Origin of the sequence: Micromonospora sp. B11E3 (assembly GCF_039871625.1) — a bacterium.
Classification (GTDB): domain Bacteria; phylum Actinomycetota; class Actinomycetes; order Mycobacteriales; family Micromonosporaceae; genus Micromonospora.
In genome coordinates this window covers 96,855-111,266 of sequence record NZ_JBDPMC010000001.1, presented here as the reverse complement: position 1 = coordinate 111,266, position 14,412 = coordinate 96,855, and the positions used below count along the sequence as shown (strand labels likewise).

Sequence of the window (14,412 nt, the reverse complement as noted above, 5' to 3'; positions counted from 1 at the left end):
CGGGTCGCTACCCTGCAAGGTGATGACTCTGCGGAACCTCCTCTACTCCGTGTACGAGCGGCGGCTGACGGCCAAGCTCGCGGGCAAGCCGGTGCCCCGGCACGTGGGCGTGATGTGCGACGGGAACCGCCGCTGGGCCCGGGAGATGGGCTACGTCGACCCGAACGACGGGCACCGGATGGGCGCGGAGCGGATCAAGGAGCTGCTGCGCTGGTGCGACGCCGCCGGTGTGGGGCACGTCACGCTCTGGCTGCTCTCCACCGACAACCTGTCCCGCCCGGCGGAGGAGCTGAACCCGCTGCTGCAGATCATCGAGGACCTGACGACCGAACTGGCCGAGGAGGGCAACCCCTGGCGGCTGCGGATGGTCGGCGCGCTCGACGTCCTGCCCGCGCACCACGCGACCGCGCTGAAGGCCGCCGAGGAGCGCACCCGGGAGCGCGCCGGCGGCGCCCAGGTCAACATCGCCGTCGGGTACGGCGGGCGGCGCGAGATCGCCGACGCGGTCCGCTCGCTGCTGGTGGAGCACGCGGCGGCCGGCGGCAGCATCGAGGAGCTGGCCGAGACGCTGGACGTCGACCACATCGCCGAGCACCTCTACACGCGGGGCCTGCCCGACCCCGATCTGATCATCCGCACCAGCGGTGAGCAGCGGCTCTCCGGCTTCATGCTGTGGCAGTCGGCCCACTCGGAGTTCTACTTCTGCGAGCTGAACTGGCCCGACTTCCGCCGCGTCGACTTCCTTCGCGCCCTGCGCTCGTACGCCAACCGCCAGCGCCGCTTCGGCGTCTGATCCCTGCTGTTTCCCGGTCGGCGGCAGCCCGGGCGGTGTCGGTCGCCCCGGGCGGCGCCGGCCGCTCAGCGGAGGCGGGGAACCGCCGCGGTGAGGAAGTCGCCGAGGGCGGCGGGGGAGTCGATGGTCAGGTCGGCCGCCTCGGCGACCTCGTGCCCGGTCTCCGGGTTGGCGACGGCCACGCAGACCCCGAGGAACTCCGGGTCGGCGGCGGCCCGGGCGCGCAGCGCCGAGAACGCCTTGATGTCGGACACGTCGTCGCCGAAGTACCAGGCGCCGCCGGCGTCCCGGACCACCTCGCCGATCACCATGCCCTTGTCCCGGTCGACCGGGGGCTTGAGCTCCAGCACCATCCGCCCGGCCTGCACCCGCAGGCCGAGCCGGTCGGCCTGGCGCCGGCCCCACTCCTGCACCGCGGGGCCGAGCCGCGGGGCCGTCCGCCAGTGCAGCGCCACGGAGAGCCGCTTGTACTCCACCAGGGCCCCGTCGGGCAGCTCGGCGTGGGCGAGATCGGCCAGCTCCCGCATGGTCGGCACCCAGGGCAGCGCGGCCGGCTCGGTGACGGTCTCGCCGCCGGAGTGGCTGTGTTCCAGGCCGTACAGGCCGTAGAGGTCGACGCCGTCGAGCCCGCCGAGGTGGTCGCGGAGGAACTCCACCGGCCGGGCGGAGACGATCGCGATCCGGCGGACCAGCGGGGCGAGGGCCTCGATCGCGGCCAGTACCTTCGGGGCCGGCCGCACCGTGGTCGGGTCGTCGCCGACCGGCGCGAGGGTGCCGTCGAAGTCGAAGAAGAGCACCGTCTCCGCCGCCCGCCCGGCGGTCCTGCGCCAGGCCTGGTCGGCGTCCAACGGGTTCGTCGGCTGGTGGTTGCCCGGATTCGACGGCGGCACGCGCGTCAGCGTACCCCGGGGCGGGCGGCTCATTCGTGGTCGAGAAGGCGGCCCCGACCGGTCAGCGGTCAGCGTTCGGCGGCTCCCCGACCCCGGCGCCCGAGCGGCACCACCTCGGCGTCCTGGCCGTGGCTGAGCAGGTAGCCCTCCACGAAGCCGGTGTTCCGGTCGCCGGTGCGGGCCTCGATCTCGTTCAGCCGGTCCACCAGGAACTCCCTGAGCTCGCTGATGCGGTCGTCGAGCCGGCCGTGCAGCTCGGCGACGACGGCCAGGACCACGGCCGTGCCGGCGACGGTGAGCGCGAGCAGGTTGGCGACCAGGGGAAGCTCCCTGCCGCCGAGCGCGCCGCTCACCACGTTGCCGGTCACGGCCGAGGTCAGCGACACCACGGCGACCACGACTGCCCACCACTTCAGGGTCATGGACAGACCCCTCCTTCTGTCCCGCAGGGCTGGGTTCGGCCTTGTCCCGTCCCCCCACCGACGACGAGCCCAAGCAGTACGAATAGGGACGCTAGCGTGCCCGTTCCGGCCCCGGAGCGAAACGAATGAGCCTGACCAGGCGTTCTTTCGCCATCTGAGGAACTACCCGGCCCGTTTACCTCTTTTTCGGACATCCGCCGGGAGGGCGGGGCGATACGCGAGGTAACGGATCGTTTCCCGGATGTGGAACTTCTCCGCGTCCGACACGTTCGGGTCGACCAGCCGGCGCAGCAGCGCCTCGACGTCCGGGTCCATGGGGGGTGGGGCGGTGGCGGCGCGGGTGGCGGCGGTGCGGTCCCAGCCGAGTGCCGCGAAGGCGACGGCGGGGTTGAGGCCGAGCCCCTCGCAGAACGCGACGACGCGTTCGGCCTCGGGGTCGCTCACCCAGTCGCCCCGTACCCAGCGGTTGATGGTCTGGCGGGACACGCCGGTGCGCCGGGAGACCTCGGTGCCGCTCCAGGCGCGCATGGCGCGCGCGTCGTCGAGGGCCCGGCGGACGAACGCGGCGAACGCGGTCTTGCGGGTGGGAGCGCTCTCGGTCATGCCGTGACCGTACGGCCAACCGTGCCCGGCGGGGAGGGCGCGCGCGGTTCTGTCACGCGAACGAGACGATTGTTCGCGTTCGTGTGGGGCTGGTCCGATGCTGTTGTCGAGGGGTGCCACCTGGGCAGGATAGATGTCCACGAGTGCCGGGGTAATCAGACGAAAAGCTGATACTGTCACGCTCATGGGACAACTTAACGTGTGTCACGTGCATGAGACGACTGCTGTTCACATGCGTCCCTTGCTCGCTACGAGGGGGGTGCGGTGACGGAACTCGCCACCCGCGCCCAGGCGTTCGGCCTGATCGCGGACGGGGTGGCCGCCGGGCTCAGCGCGCCGTGGCGCCTCTACCTCGCCCGGGGTTGCCGCTACCTGTCCCTCAACGTGGGCGACCGGGTCGAGTGGAACGCCTGGCGTACCCACCTCGGCTGCCCGGAGCTGAGCGTCCGGGTCTACGACGCCGGCGGCGAGATCCGCCGGTCCTCGGTGGCGGAGGTCGTGCTCGACGGCTGCCGGATCAGCGTCGAGCTGATCGAGGAGATCCGCACGGACGACCTGGAGCGGCTGCTCGTGGCCGGTCCGAACCCCGCCGAGCCGGAGGAGCGGTGAGCGCCCGGCGGGGCGCGGCCCCGGCGCCCGCCCGCCCGTACCGGCTCGCCGGCGGCGCGGCCCGCCGGTGGCCCACGTGCCCGGGAGCCGCCGGATGAGTCCGTTCCTCGCGGTCTTCCTCGTCCTCGTCCTGGGCTCGACCAGTTACGCCGCCGGGCGGCTGCACGGGCAGCTCAGTTACCGGATCGGCTACCGGTTCGGGTACCGGCAGGGCTACTTCGACGGCGACCGCGGCGCCTGGCACCGGCGCCGCCGGGAGGCGCAGGCGGCGATCGCCTCCGCCCTGGCCGGACCGCCGGTGACCGCCGCCCGGCGCGGCCCGGCCGCGCGGCAGGGCACCACGTACACGGGCTCCGCGTTCGCCGCCCCGGCCGGCGGGGGCGCCGTCGCGGTGACCGCCACCGCCGCCACTGCCACCGCCGGGGCCGGCGGGCGGCAACCCACCGGGGCTCTCGTCCGCTGGCAGGGCTGACGGCCCGCGGCACGAGCACGGTGCGCAGTCCGCGGCGGACGCGCACCGTCGGGACCGCGTCAGACCGGTGACGCCGGTCCCACCGGCCGGGATGCGCGCAGGGGGCATGCATCCCGGCCGGCTCCGCCGCGCCTGTTCACGCCGCCGTCACCGGAGATCCACCTGTCAACCCCTGGTCGCGACGCCCGGGTGCCGCTAGCGTCTAGGCATGGCGCGGGGCTCCCCCGGGCCAGCCGGCCAGCCCGGATCTGCGACCTCGCGCACGGGGCCCGCATCCGACCCCGTGTCCCCGGGCACCGGAGGAGGCGGAACGCGGATGGCGGATGCCCATCCGCCGGAGCAGGCCTGTGACGACTCGCCGTACCCCCGCCGGTGCCGACCAGACCCCGGCCGCGACTGCCACGACCCGCCGAGCCGCCCGGAGCCGCCGCGCGGCCGCGCCGGTCGAGCCCGAGGAGCCCCGACCATCCGGCCAGGCATTCGTCCTGGACACCTCGGTCCTGCTCTCGGATCCCGCGGCCTTTCACCGGTTCGCCGAGCACGAGGTGGTCCTGCCCCTCGTGGTCATCTCCGAACTGGAGGGCAAGCGGCACCATCCCGAACTGGGCTGGTTCGCCCGACAGTCGCTGCGCATGCTCGACGAGCTGCGGGTGCGCCACGGCCGGCTGGACCGGCCGGTGCCCGCCAACGACTCGGGCGGCACCCTGCGGGTGGAGTTGAACCACACCGACGACGGGGTGCTGCCGCCCGGCTTCCGCACCGAGTCCAACGACGCCCGGATCCTCTCGGTCGCGCTGAACCTCGCCGCCGAGGGGCGGGAGGTGACACTGGTCAGCAAGGACATGCCGCTGCGGGTCAAGGCCGCCTCGGTGGGGCTGCGCGCCGACGAGTACCGGCACGGGCAGGCCAGCGACCCGACCTGGACCGGCATGGCGGAGCTGGACCTGGGCGAGGACGACATCAGCCGGCTGTACGCCGGGGAGACGCTCGACCTGGACGCCGCCGCCGGGCTGCCCTGCCACACCGGGCTGGTGCTGCACTCCGGGCGGGGCTCCGCGCTCGGCCGCGTGCTGCCCGACAAGACGGTCCGGCTGGTACGGGGCGACCGGGAGGCGTTCGGCGTGCACGGGCGCTCGGCCGAGCAGCGGGTGGCGCTCGACCTGTTGCTCGACGAGTCGGTCGGGATCGTCTCGCTGGGCGGCAGGGCCGGCACCGGCAAGTCCGCGCTGGCGCTCTGCGCCGGTCTGGAGGCGGTGATGGAGCGCCGCCGGCACAAGAAGGTGGTCGTGTTCCGTCCCCTGTACGCCGTGGGCGGCCAGGAGCTGGGCTACCTGCCCGGGTCCGAGTCGGAGAAGATGTCGCCCTGGGCGCAGGCGGTCTTCGACACCCTCGGCGCGGTGGTGCACGAGAACGTGCTGGAGGAGGTCATCTCCCGGGGCATCCTGGAGGTGCTTCCGCTCACCCACATCCGGGGGCGCAGCCTGCACGACGCCTTCGTGATCGTCGACGAGGCGCAGTCGCTGGAGCGCGGGGTGCTGCTCACCGTGTTGTCCCGGATCGGTCAGGGGTCCCGGGTGGTGCTCACCCACGACGTGGCCCAGCGGGACAACCTGCGGGTCGGGCGACACGACGGGGTGACGGCGGTCATCGAGGCGCTCAAGGGTCATCCGCTGTTCGCGCACGTCACGCTGATCCGGTCCGAACGGTCGCCGATCGCGGCCATGGTGACGGATCTCCTGGAGGACATTCCGCTCTGACCCGTCCGTTACGCCCGCCTTCGTCCCGGTCTCCCGTGTGGTGCAGATCACAATTGGGGCTGTTGGTTTCCCATCAGCCCCACCGTGCGCGATGGTGTCCAACGAGCGCCCACGCATCGGAGAGATCGTCTGTCGTCGTCCGTCACAGGGCGACCGGGACCGGCGGGAACGAGTGCGTCGGCTGCGACCGGCAGGGTCGGGGCGCTCACGGCGCGGGCCGGGCCCCCTCCTCGGGTCGTGGTCGCGCCGTGTCCTTGCCCCCGACGAAGGGACACTTCGTGAGTCGGCCGTGGAGCCGTTTCGGCGCCCGCACCGCCGCCGTCGCACTGCTCTCCGTGGGCGTTGCCGGCGGCTTCTATCTCGGCGAAGACCGCCAGACCCAGCAGCAGGGCCTGACCGCGCAGGCGGGCCTCCAGGTGGACCAGGCGGAGTACGACTACCAGCAGGAGCGCCAGGCCGAGTACCGGGTCACCTCGGCGAAGCAGCGGGCCGCCGAGTACCAGGCCAAGCTGCGCGCCGCCGAGGCGGCGAAGGAGGCCGCGGAGCGGGCCCGGGAGGCCGAGGCCGCGGCGGCTTCCCGGAAGAAGGAGCGCGAGGCGAGGGAGGCCGCGGCCAAGGCGGCCAAGCCGTACGACGGGCCGATCCCCGCCTCGTGCAACGAGTACAGCGGCAACCGGAGGATCGGCTGCGCGCTGATGATCGACGCCGGCTTCGGCATCGACCAGTTCCCCTGCCTGGACAAGCTGTGGACCAAGGAGAGCGGCTGGAACCACAAGGCCCGCAACCCCTCCTCCGGCGCGTACGGCATTCCCCAGGCGTTGCCGGGCAGCAAGATGGGCTCGGTCGCCGACGACTGGGAGACCAATCCGGCCACCCAGATCAAGTGGGGCCTCGGCTACATCGAGGGCCGGTACAACACGCCCTGCGGGGCGTGGCAGCACTCGCAGAGCACCGGCTGGTACTGATCGCGGAACGTCATCGACGGCGGGGCGCGCCCGCGCACCCCGCCGTCGGCGTACCCGGGCTGCCGCCGGCCACCGCTGGCGGGTGGTGCGGTTTGCTGATAGCTGTTGGAGGGTGAACCTGCGCGACGACCCGCCCGGCGACCCGCGCCGCTTCGGCACCTGGGCCTTCTACGCGGCGATCGGCCGGGCGTTCGTCGCCATGTGCGCCGTCGTGCCGGTGCTGTTCCTGGTCGAGGCCGTCGACGTCGGCCTCGGCTACGACCTCGACCTGGCCGGGGGCATCATCCCGCGCCGGATCGAGGGCCTGGACGGGGTCTTCCTGTCGCCGCTGCTGCACGCCGACTTCACCCACCTCTACAGCAACAGCGTGCCGCTGATCCTGCTCGGCACGTTCGTGCTCGCGGCCGGCTTCCGGCGGTTCGTCTGGTCCACCCTGATGATCGTGCTGGTGAGCGGCCTGGGCGTGTGGTTCACCGGCTCGCCGGACTCCGTGGTGATCGGGGCGAGTGGGGTCATCTTCGGTTACCTGGGCGTCCTGCTCACCCGGGGCCTGGTCGAGCGCAGCTGGTGGAACTTCGCGGTGGTGCTGCTGGTCGGCCTGCTCTACGGCTGGCAACTGTTCGGCATCCTCCCCACCGACGAGCGGATCTCCTGGCAGGGGCACCTGTTCGGGCTCGTCGGCGGGGTGGCCGCCGCGATCATCTTCCGGCGCCGCCGCTTCGACCCGGGGGAAAGGAAGGGCCCGCTGCTGGCGCCTCCGGCATAGCGGGGCTCCCGTCCACCGGCGGCCGTGGTGCGACGCGGCGTGACGCCCCGTGGGACGTGCTTGCCCAGGCCAGGCGGGGGGCCTACCGTCGGCACCAGGACGTTTGTCCGTGAGCGGAGAGCGACGGTACATCATGCGCGAGGTTGATGTCGCAGTGATCGGCGCCGGTCCGGCGGGGCTCTTCGCCGCGTACTACGCCGGGTTCCGGGGACTCTCCGTCGCGGTGGTCGACGCGCTGCCCGAGGCGGGCGGCCAGATCACGGCGATGTACCCGGAGAAGCTCATCCTCGACGTCGCCGGATTCCCGGCGGTCAAGGGCCGCGACCTGGTGGCCAACCTCGTCGCCCAGGCCGCCCCGTTCCACCCCGAGTATCTGCTCGGCACCCGCGCCGAGAAGCTGTCGTATGCCGACGCTCGGCCGGTGCTCGGTCTCGCCGGCGGGGAGCAGCTCGCGTGCGGGGCGGTCGTCGTCACCGGTGGGCTGGGCAGCTTCACCCCGCGTCCGCTGCCGGTGGCCGACAGTTTCACCGGCAACGGGATCGTCTACTTCGTGCCGGACCCGGCCGCGCTCGCCGACCGGGACGTGCTGATCGTGGGCGGCGGGGACTCCGCGTTCGACTGGGCGCTGGCATTGCAGCCGCTGGCCCGGTCGGTCACCCTCGTGCACCGGCGGGAGAAGTTCCGGGCGCACGCCGCCACCGTCGCCCGGGTGCTGGGTCTGCCCGTACGCGTCGTCGTCAACGCCGAGGTCACCCGGCTGAACGGGGACGGCGCCGTCACCGGCGCCGAGATCACCGTCCGGGGCGGCGCGACGGAGTTGCTGCCCGTGGACACCGTGGTGGCCGCGCTCGGCTTCACCGCCGACCTCGGCCCGCTCGCCGAGTGGGGGCTGCGGCTGGACCGCCGGCACATCGTGGTGGACAGCGCGATGGCGACGAACCTGCCCCGGGTCTTCGCGGCGGGGGACATCACCGAGTACCCGGGCAAGGTCCGGCTGATCGCCACGGGCTTCGGCGAGGCCGCCACGGCGGTCAACAACGCGGCCGTGGCCATCGACCCGAGCGCCCACCTCTTCCCCGGCCACTCCTCGGACGCCGGCTGACGCTCCCGTCCGGGTCAGTCGCGGGGCAGGCCGATCAGGTCGGCCATCAGCGCGGTCTGGTGGTCGAAGTAGGCGTCCCGGTGCGGCAGCGCGCGGTTGATCCGGCCGAACAACTCGAAGCTGATCAGCCCGAAGAGCTGGGTCCAGCCGGCCATGCCCCGGGCGAGCAGCGCCTCGGGCACTCCCGGGAAGTACGCGTCGGCGATCTCCGCCAGGTCCGCGCGCAGTTCCCCGGGTAGTCCGTCGGCCGGGGGAGGGCTCAACCGGCCGGCGGCCAGGCCGTCGCGCAGGATGCCGACCAGGGTGACGGGGGGCCGCTGGGCCGGCCCGATCGTGTCGTCCGGGGCCGCGTACCCGGGGACGGGGCTGCCGTAGAGCAGCGCGTACTCGGCGGGGTGGGTCAGCGCCCAGTCCCGGGCCGCCCGGCACGCGGCGTGCCAGCGCCCGCGCAGGTCCAGCCGGTCGGGGCCCGCGTCGGCCGCCTCCACGGCGGCCCCGAGCGCGTCGTACGCCTCGATGATCAGCGCGGTGAGCAGGTCGTCCCGGCTGGGGAAGTAGCGGTAGATCGCCGACGAGACCATCCCCATGTCCCGGGCGACCGCCCGGAGGCTGAGATTCGCGCCGTCGGTGGCGAGGTGCCGGCGGGCGACGACCTTGATCTCGTCGATCATCTCGGCGCGGACCCGGGCACGGATGGAGGAGGCGGCCATGCCCCCACTCTCCCATGCCAGAGAGCGCTAGACAAAACAGAGAGCACTGCTCTTGACGAAGTGGTCGGGGTGGCGTCATGCTGGGCAGGCCAGAGCGAGATCGGTGCTCTCAATTCGTACCCCCGCTTCGAAGGGTGACCTGTGATGTCGCTGCATGTGATCGTCGGCGCCGGACCTGTCGGCACCGCCACCGCCCGCCGCCTCGCGGCCGCCGGCGAGCGCGTCCGGCTGATCAGCCGGCGCGGGGCGGGCCCCGGACAGCACGGGTCGGCCGGCCCGGCGCCGGTCGGCAGCTCGGGAGAGGGCCCGGCCGTGGAGCGGGTCGCCGCCGACGCCGCGGACGTAGAACGGCTCGCCACCCTCACCGAGGGGGCGGTCGCCCTGTACAACTGCGCCAACCCGGCATACCACCGCTGGCCGACGGACTGGCCGCCGCTGGCGGGCGCGCTGCTCGCCGCCGCCGAGCGCACCGGCGCGGTGCTCGCCACCGTCGGCAACCTCTACGGGTACGGGCCGGTCGACGGGCCGATGACCGAGGCCACCCCGCCGGCGGCCACCGGCACCAAGGGACGGGTACGGAACCAGATGTGGGCGGAGGCGCTGGCCGCACACCGGGCCGGCCGGGTGCGGGCGACCGAGGTGCGGGGCTCCGACTACCTGGGCGCGGGTGCCACGGCGCTGCCCATGATGGTCCTGTCCGGCGTGCTCGCCGGTCGCCGCGTGGTCATGCCCGTCGACTACGACGCCCCGCACACCTGGACGTACGTCGACGACGTCGCTTGTACGCTCGTCGCGGCCGCCGCCGACGAGCGCGCCTGGGGCCGGGTCTGGCACGTGCCCAGCGCGCCCGCCGTCACCGTGCGGAAACTGGCGACCCGGGCCGCCGCCCTGGCCGGCGCGCCGGCGCCGAGGCTCACCCGGCTGCCGTACCCGGCGCTCTGGCTGGCCGGGCTGGTCAACCCGATGGCGCGGGAGCTGCGCGAGACCGCGTACCAGTTCGACCGTCCGTACCTGCTGGACTCCTCGGCCGCCACCGCCGTCCTCGGCGTCGAGCCGACCCCGCTCGACCGGTCGCTCGCGGACACGGTCGCCGCCCTGCGCGCGGTGTGAGGAGGGACACCTCGTCGACGCGTTCGGTACCGGAAGGGCCCCTTCCTAGCGCGCGGATCCCCGCACCGGGGCGAGCGCGGCGACCAGCACCGCGACCAGGGTGAGCACGGCGCCCAGCAGCGTCGCCGGCCCCGGGTGCGAGGCGGCGGTCGGCAGCAGCACGTCGAGCAGTACGGCGCCGACGACCTGCCCGGCGATCGTCGCCAGGCCGAGCAGCAGCACCCCGGTGAACCGGACGATCGCCGCGGCGATCGCGATGAACACGATGCCGATCGGGCCGCCCAGGTAGAGCCACGGCTCGCCGGGAAGGGCGCCGCCGGGGCGGCCCCGTACCGCGACGTCCACCGCGAACGCGACGAGCAGGGCCACGGTGCCGACGGCGAAGTTGACGCCCGTGGCGGTCAGGGCGCTGCCGACGGCGACCCGTACCCGGCCGTTCACCGCCTGCTGCCACGCGACGCCCACCCCGGCCAGCAGCGGCAGCAGGGCCAGGCCCAGGGTCCGCGGGTCGCCGAGGCGGTCGCCGACCGCCAGCAGCACGGCGAGTACGGTCAGCGCCGCGCCGGCGAGCCGGGCCGCGGTCACCGGCTGCCGGCCGGTGGGACCGACACCCCAACGGTCGATGGCGAGGCTGCTGCCGGACTGGCCGGCGACCACCGCCACCGTGAAGACCGCCACGCCGAGAGAGCCGATCGTCAGCCCCTGGGCGGCGACCACGAACGCGCCGCAGACGCCGCCGAGGCACTGCCACGGCCGCAGCGACCCGTCGGCCAGCGCCACGCGCAGCACCGCCAGGCTGCGCCGCCCGGCGGGAGTGGCGGGGACCAGCACCAGCAGCACCAGCAGCCCCAGGCCGAACGAGACCACTGCGGCGGCGATCCCGTCGTCCAGGCGTACGCCCAACTCGCCGTTGATCCGCGACTGCCCGGCCACCGCGACCCCGGAGGCGGTGGCCAGCGCCACGCCGGCGGCCCGGCGGCCGGCCGACAGGGTGGGCGGTGCGACCGCCCCGGCGGTACCCGCTTTCGCCCGGCTGGCCGCCGCCCGACGCGCTCCTGCCCGGCTCACTCCTGCCCGGCTCACTCCTGCCCGGCTCACTCCTGCCCGGCTCACTCCTGCCCGGCTCACTCCTGCCCGGCTCACTCCTGCTCGGCCAGCGGGCGGCCGTCGAAGTCGACGGCCGAGTACAGGGCCAGCTTCTCCAGCCGGTGGTACGAGTCGATCACCCGGATCGTGCCGCTCTTCGAGCGCATCACGATCGACTGCGTGTACGCCCCGCCGGCTCGGTAGCGCACGCCGCGCAGCAGGTCGCCGGAGGTGATGCCGGTCGCCACGAAGAAGCAGTTGTCGCCGGTGACCAGGTCGTCGGTGGTCAGCACCCGGTCGAGGTCGTGCCCCGCGGCCAACGCCTTCTCCCGCTCCTCCGCGTCGCGCGGCCAGAGCTTGGCCTGCATCATGCCGCCCATGCACTTGAGCGCGCAGGCCGACGTGATCCCCTCGGGGGTGCCGCCGATGCCCATCAGCACGTCGACGTCCGACTCGCCCCGGGCCGCGGCGATGGCGCCGGCGATGTCACCGTCGGAGATGAAGCGGATGCCCGCTCCCGCGCGGCGGATCTCCCGTACCAGTTCGGTGTGGCGGGGCCGGTCCAGCACGCAGACGGTGATCTCGGACACGTCGGTGCCCTTGGCCTTGGCCATCCGGCGCAGGTTCTCCGCCACCCCGGCGTTGATGTCGACCACGTCCGCGTACAGCGGGCCGACGGCCAGCTTCTCCATGTAGAAGACCGCGCTCGGGTCGAACATCGCGCCCCGCTCGGCCACCGCGAGGACGGCCAGCGCGTTCGGCATGCCCTTGCTCATCAGCGTGGTGCCGTCGATCGGGTCGACCGCCACGTCCACCTCGGGACCGGTGCCGTCGCCGACCTCCTCGCCGTTGAAGAGCATCGGCGCGTTGTCCTTCTCGCCCTCGCCGATCACCACGACGCCCCGCATCGGGATCGAGTTGATCAGCTTGCGCATGGCGTCGACGGCGGCCCCGTCGCCGCCCTCCTTGTCGCCCCGGCCGACCCACCGGCCGGCGGCCATCGCCGCGGCCTCGGTCACCCGGACCAGGTCGAGGGCGAGGTTCCGGTCGAGATCCTGCGGGGTTCGCGTCCTGGTGTTCGTCATGACGGCTTCCTCCTCGCGACGTTGCGGGGTGGACCGGCAGCATGCGGCCCGCACCGCTACCGGCTTTGTCGCTGATCCTCACACGATCGCCAACCTATCGCCGGGGCGGGGCGGCGGTGGCCAGCTTCCCGGCACCGGGGCGGCTGGAAGAATGGGGAGGTGGAACGCGTACAGCCAGTCGACCGTACCCCCGCCCAGCCGACCCCGCCGGGCGCGGGAGCCGGCGAGCCGACCCCACCGCCGGGCGCGGGAGCCGGCGAGCCGACCCCGCCGCCGGGCGCGGGAGCCGGCGAGCCCGCCACCGTCGGGTCGGCGTCCGCCGCCGGGGCGCCGCCCGAGCCGGACGTCGTGGAACCGGACCCCACCGGCGCGGCCCCCGCCGCCCCGGCGTGGGCCGCCGGGGAGTCGCCGGCGCCCCCGGCCGGCCGGGACAAGGTCCGGTCCGAGCGGTCGCCGAAGGACATGGCGATCTCGATGCTGGTGCTGCTGATCCCGATCGCCCTGCTGCTCGCCTTCTACCGGGGCCTCCTCGGCGGCGACCAGCCGGCCACCGTCGACCCGGCGTCGGCGCTGGACCAGGCCCGCGCCGCCCAGGCGTTCCCGGTCGCCCAGCCGGCCGGGCTCGGCTCCGACTGGAAGACGGTCAGCGCCAGCTACCGCAGCGCCGAGGGTGGCTCGAGCCTGCGAATCGGCTACCTCACCCCGGAGGGGCGGGGTGCCCAGGTGGTGCAGAGCGACGTGCCGCCGGAGCGGCTGCTGCCCGCCGAACTGACCGCCGAGGGGCAACCGCAGGGTTCGACCGAGGTCAGCGGGCGGAGCTGGCAGCGGTACACGGCCCGGGGCAACGAGCAGGCGCTCGTCCTGCTCGAACCGGACCGCACCGTGATCGTGATCGGCGACGCGCGGGAGAACGAGCTGCGCTGGCTCGCCGCCTCGCTCCGTTAGGCCGCCTCGTCCGGGCCGACCGCTGTCGGTGTCCTCCGTTAGGCTGCCCGGGCTCAGCCCGGCCTGTGGTGGGCCGGGTAGTCACTGCGGAAAGAGAGCTACGTGAACATTCGACGGTGGAGCGTCGGCGTCCTCGCCGCCGCCCTGTTCGTCCCCGGTGTGGCCGCCTGCGCGTCGGCGGAGGACGCCGAGCCGGCCGCCGACGGCAAGAGCGCCGCCCCGGCCGTCCCTGCCGATCCCAAGGAGGCGCTGCTCGCCTCGACCAAGGAGATCAGCAAGGGCAACTTCGCGTTCACCATGGGCGGGGGCGAGCTGACCGGCAGCGGCAAGGTCCACGCGCCGTCCAAGAGCGCCGAGATGAAGATGGCCGCCGACGGCGGCTCCGACGGCATCTCGATGGACATGCATCTCGTCTTCATCGACACCGAGAGCTGGGTGAAGCTGGAGTTCACCGGCCCGATGGCCGACGCGGTCCCCGGCGCGAAGGCGATGAAGGGCAAGTACCAGCACGTCGATCGCACCAAGGCCCAGGACATCGAGGACCTGAAGTTCGACCTCGCCGACGTCGACCCGGCCGGCAGCGAGGCACTGGTCAAGTCGGTCACCGAGGTCCGCAAGACCGGCGAGGGCGCGTACGCCGGCACCCTCGACGCGACGAAGACCACCGGCTCGGACCTGCTCGACGCCACCACGGTCACGGGCCTGGCCGACAAGGCCAGCGCGGTGCCGTTCACCGCGAAGCTCGACGCGCAGGGCCGGCTGGTCGAGTTCGCCGTGCAGCTGCCCGCCTTCGGCGACAGCAAGGCGCAGAACGTGACCGTCACGTACGCCGACTACGGCGCCGTCACCGCCGTGCAGCAGCCGCCGGCCGACCAGGTGGTCGAGGCGTCCGACCAGGTCTACGAGATGTTCAAGAGCTGATCCGCCGCCGGTCGGGGGCGGCGGGCGTCCGCCGCCCCCGACCCGGGTGGACCGGACAGGGATTGCGGAAGGCGGCGACAGGGAACAGAAGGTACGCGACCTCGTCGGCTCGCTGCGCCAGCCGGACGGGACTCGTGCGCCGGGCCAGCGTTCGGGCTCCGGCGCCACGCCTCCGG

Annotated in this window: 16 protein-coding genes; 10 read left to right on the top strand and 6 right to left on the bottom strand. The window is 73.7% G+C overall.

Features of this window, described 5'->3' with window-relative positions; translation table 11 throughout:
* Positions 1–22 precede the first annotated feature (22 nt).
* On the top strand, positions 23–793 hold the full coding sequence (locus tag ABGB16_RS00505; protein ID WP_347665919.1) for an isoprenyl transferase: 771 nt from the start codon (positions 23–25) through the stop codon (positions 791–793).
* A gap of 65 nt (positions 794–858) precedes the next feature.
* Here ABGB16_RS00505 and otsB read toward each other — a convergent pair whose 3' ends face one another.
* The 3 genes from otsB to ABGB16_RS00490 all read right to left on the bottom strand — a co-directional run bounded on the left by otsB (position 859) and on the right by ABGB16_RS00490 (position 2,708).
* Complete coding sequence (otsB, locus tag ABGB16_RS00500; protein ID WP_347665918.1) at positions 859–1,683, bottom strand: trehalose-phosphatase; 825 nt, start codon at positions 1,681–1,683, stop codon at positions 859–861.
* Positions 1,684–1,751: 68 nt separating this feature from the next.
* Positions 1,752–2,105 carry a hypothetical protein gene (locus ABGB16_RS00495; protein ID WP_347665917.1) on the bottom strand — a complete coding sequence of 118 codons (354 nt, stop codon included), beginning with the start codon at positions 2,103–2,105 and terminating at the stop codon, positions 1,752–1,754.
* 162 nt (positions 2,106–2,267) lie between these two features.
* Positions 2,268–2,708, bottom strand: a complete 441-nt coding sequence (locus tag ABGB16_RS00490) for a helix-turn-helix transcriptional regulator (RefSeq protein ID WP_347665916.1) — start codon at positions 2,706–2,708, stop codon at positions 2,268–2,270.
* Positions 2,709–2,972: 264 nt separating this feature from the next.
* Between ABGB16_RS00490 and ABGB16_RS00485 the strand changes: the two genes are divergently transcribed.
* The 6 genes from ABGB16_RS00485 to ABGB16_RS00460 all read left to right on the top strand — a co-directional run bounded on the left by ABGB16_RS00485 (position 2,973) and on the right by ABGB16_RS00460 (position 8,379).
* Positions 2,973–3,317 (top strand): hypothetical protein, encoded by a 345-nt coding sequence (locus ABGB16_RS00485; RefSeq protein WP_347665915.1) that lies wholly within the window; start codon positions 2,973–2,975, stop codon positions 3,315–3,317.
* Positions 3,318–3,411: 94 nt separating this feature from the next.
* Entirely contained in the window at positions 3,412–3,789 is a 378-nt protein-coding gene (locus ABGB16_RS00480; protein WP_347665914.1) for a hypothetical protein, read from the top strand.
* Between the two features lie 347 nt (positions 3,790–4,136).
* Entirely contained in the window at positions 4,137–5,546 is a 1,410-nt protein-coding gene (locus ABGB16_RS00475; RefSeq protein ID WP_347665913.1) for a PhoH family protein, read from the top strand.
* Between the two features lie 278 nt (positions 5,547–5,824).
* Positions 5,825–6,511 (top strand): lytic transglycosylase domain-containing protein, encoded by a 687-nt coding sequence (locus ABGB16_RS00470; RefSeq protein WP_347665912.1) that lies wholly within the window; start codon positions 5,825–5,827, stop codon positions 6,509–6,511.
* A 118-nt stretch (positions 6,512–6,629) separates the two neighbouring features.
* Positions 6,630–7,277, top strand: coding sequence for a rhomboid family intramembrane serine protease (locus ABGB16_RS00465; RefSeq protein ID WP_347666049.1), 648 nt, complete (start codon positions 6,630–6,632; stop codon positions 7,275–7,277).
* Positions 7,278–7,410: 133 nt separating this feature from the next.
* Entirely contained in the window at positions 7,411–8,379 is a 969-nt protein-coding gene (locus tag ABGB16_RS00460) for an NAD(P)/FAD-dependent oxidoreductase (protein ID WP_347666048.1), read from the top strand.
* A gap of 14 nt (positions 8,380–8,393) precedes the next feature.
* Here the strand turns inward: ABGB16_RS00460 and ABGB16_RS00455 are convergent, their stop codons facing one another.
* The gene (locus ABGB16_RS00455; protein WP_347665911.1) at positions 8,394–9,089 is read right to left on the bottom strand and encodes a TetR/AcrR family transcriptional regulator; all 696 of its coding nucleotides are present in this window, start codon (positions 9,087–9,089) and stop codon (positions 8,394–8,396) included.
* 144 nt (positions 9,090–9,233) lie between these two features.
* On the opposite strand from ABGB16_RS00455, the gene ABGB16_RS00450 reads away from it, so the two are divergent.
* Positions 9,234–10,199, top strand: coding sequence for an NAD-dependent epimerase/dehydratase family protein (locus ABGB16_RS00450; protein WP_347665910.1), 966 nt, complete (start codon positions 9,234–9,236; stop codon positions 10,197–10,199).
* 45 nt (positions 10,200–10,244) lie between these two features.
* On the opposite strand, the gene ABGB16_RS00445 is transcribed toward ABGB16_RS00450, so the two are convergent.
* Positions 10,245–11,189, bottom strand: coding sequence for a DMT family transporter (locus ABGB16_RS00445; RefSeq protein WP_347666047.1), 945 nt, complete (start codon positions 11,187–11,189; stop codon positions 10,245–10,247).
* A 149-nt stretch (positions 11,190–11,338) separates the two neighbouring features.
* Positions 11,339–12,370 (bottom strand): class II fructose-bisphosphatase, encoded by a 1,032-nt coding sequence (gene glpX, locus ABGB16_RS00440; RefSeq protein ID WP_347665909.1) that lies wholly within the window; start codon positions 12,368–12,370, stop codon positions 11,339–11,341.
* 159 nt (positions 12,371–12,529) lie between these two features.
* Here glpX and ABGB16_RS00435 point away from each other — a divergent pair, with 159 nt between their 5' ends.
* Together ABGB16_RS00435 and ABGB16_RS00430 are read left to right on the top strand one after the other, a co-directional pair.
* The gene (locus tag ABGB16_RS00435) at positions 12,530–13,315 is read left to right on the top strand and encodes a DUF4245 family protein (RefSeq protein WP_347665908.1); all 786 of its coding nucleotides are present in this window, start codon (positions 12,530–12,532) and stop codon (positions 13,313–13,315) included.
* A 102-nt stretch (positions 13,316–13,417) separates the two neighbouring features.
* The gene (locus tag ABGB16_RS00430) at positions 13,418–14,236 is read left to right on the top strand and encodes a hypothetical protein (RefSeq protein WP_347665907.1); all 819 of its coding nucleotides are present in this window, start codon (positions 13,418–13,420) and stop codon (positions 14,234–14,236) included.
* The last annotated feature ends 176 nt before the right edge of the window (positions 14,237–14,412 follow it).

Coding starts and splice junctions, on each gene's coding strand:
- ABGB16_RS00505 (WP_347665919.1), top strand. CDS start 23: ATGACTCTGCGGAACCTCCTCTACTCCGTGTACGAGCGGCGGCTGACG.
- ABGB16_RS00495 (WP_347665917.1), bottom strand. CDS start 2,105: ATGACCCTGAAGTGGTGGGCAGTCGTGGTCGCCGTGGTGTCGCTGACC.
- ABGB16_RS00490 (WP_347665916.1), bottom strand. CDS start 2,708: ATGACCGAGAGCGCTCCCACCCGCAAGACCGCGTTCGCCGCGTTCGTC.
- ABGB16_RS00480 (WP_347665914.1), top strand. CDS start 3,412: ATGAGTCCGTTCCTCGCGGTCTTCCTCGTCCTCGTCCTGGGCTCGACC.
- ABGB16_RS00460 (WP_347666048.1), top strand. CDS start 7,411: ATGCGCGAGGTTGATGTCGCAGTGATCGGCGCCGGTCCGGCGGGGCTC.
- ABGB16_RS00455 (WP_347665911.1), bottom strand. CDS start 9,089: ATGGCCGCCTCCTCCATCCGTGCCCGGGTCCGCGCCGAGATGATCGAC.
- ABGB16_RS00450 (WP_347665910.1), top strand. CDS start 9,234: ATGTCGCTGCATGTGATCGTCGGCGCCGGACCTGTCGGCACCGCCACC.
- glpX (WP_347665909.1), bottom strand. CDS start 12,370: ATGACGAACACCAGGACGCGAACCCCGCAGGATCTCGACCGGAACCTC.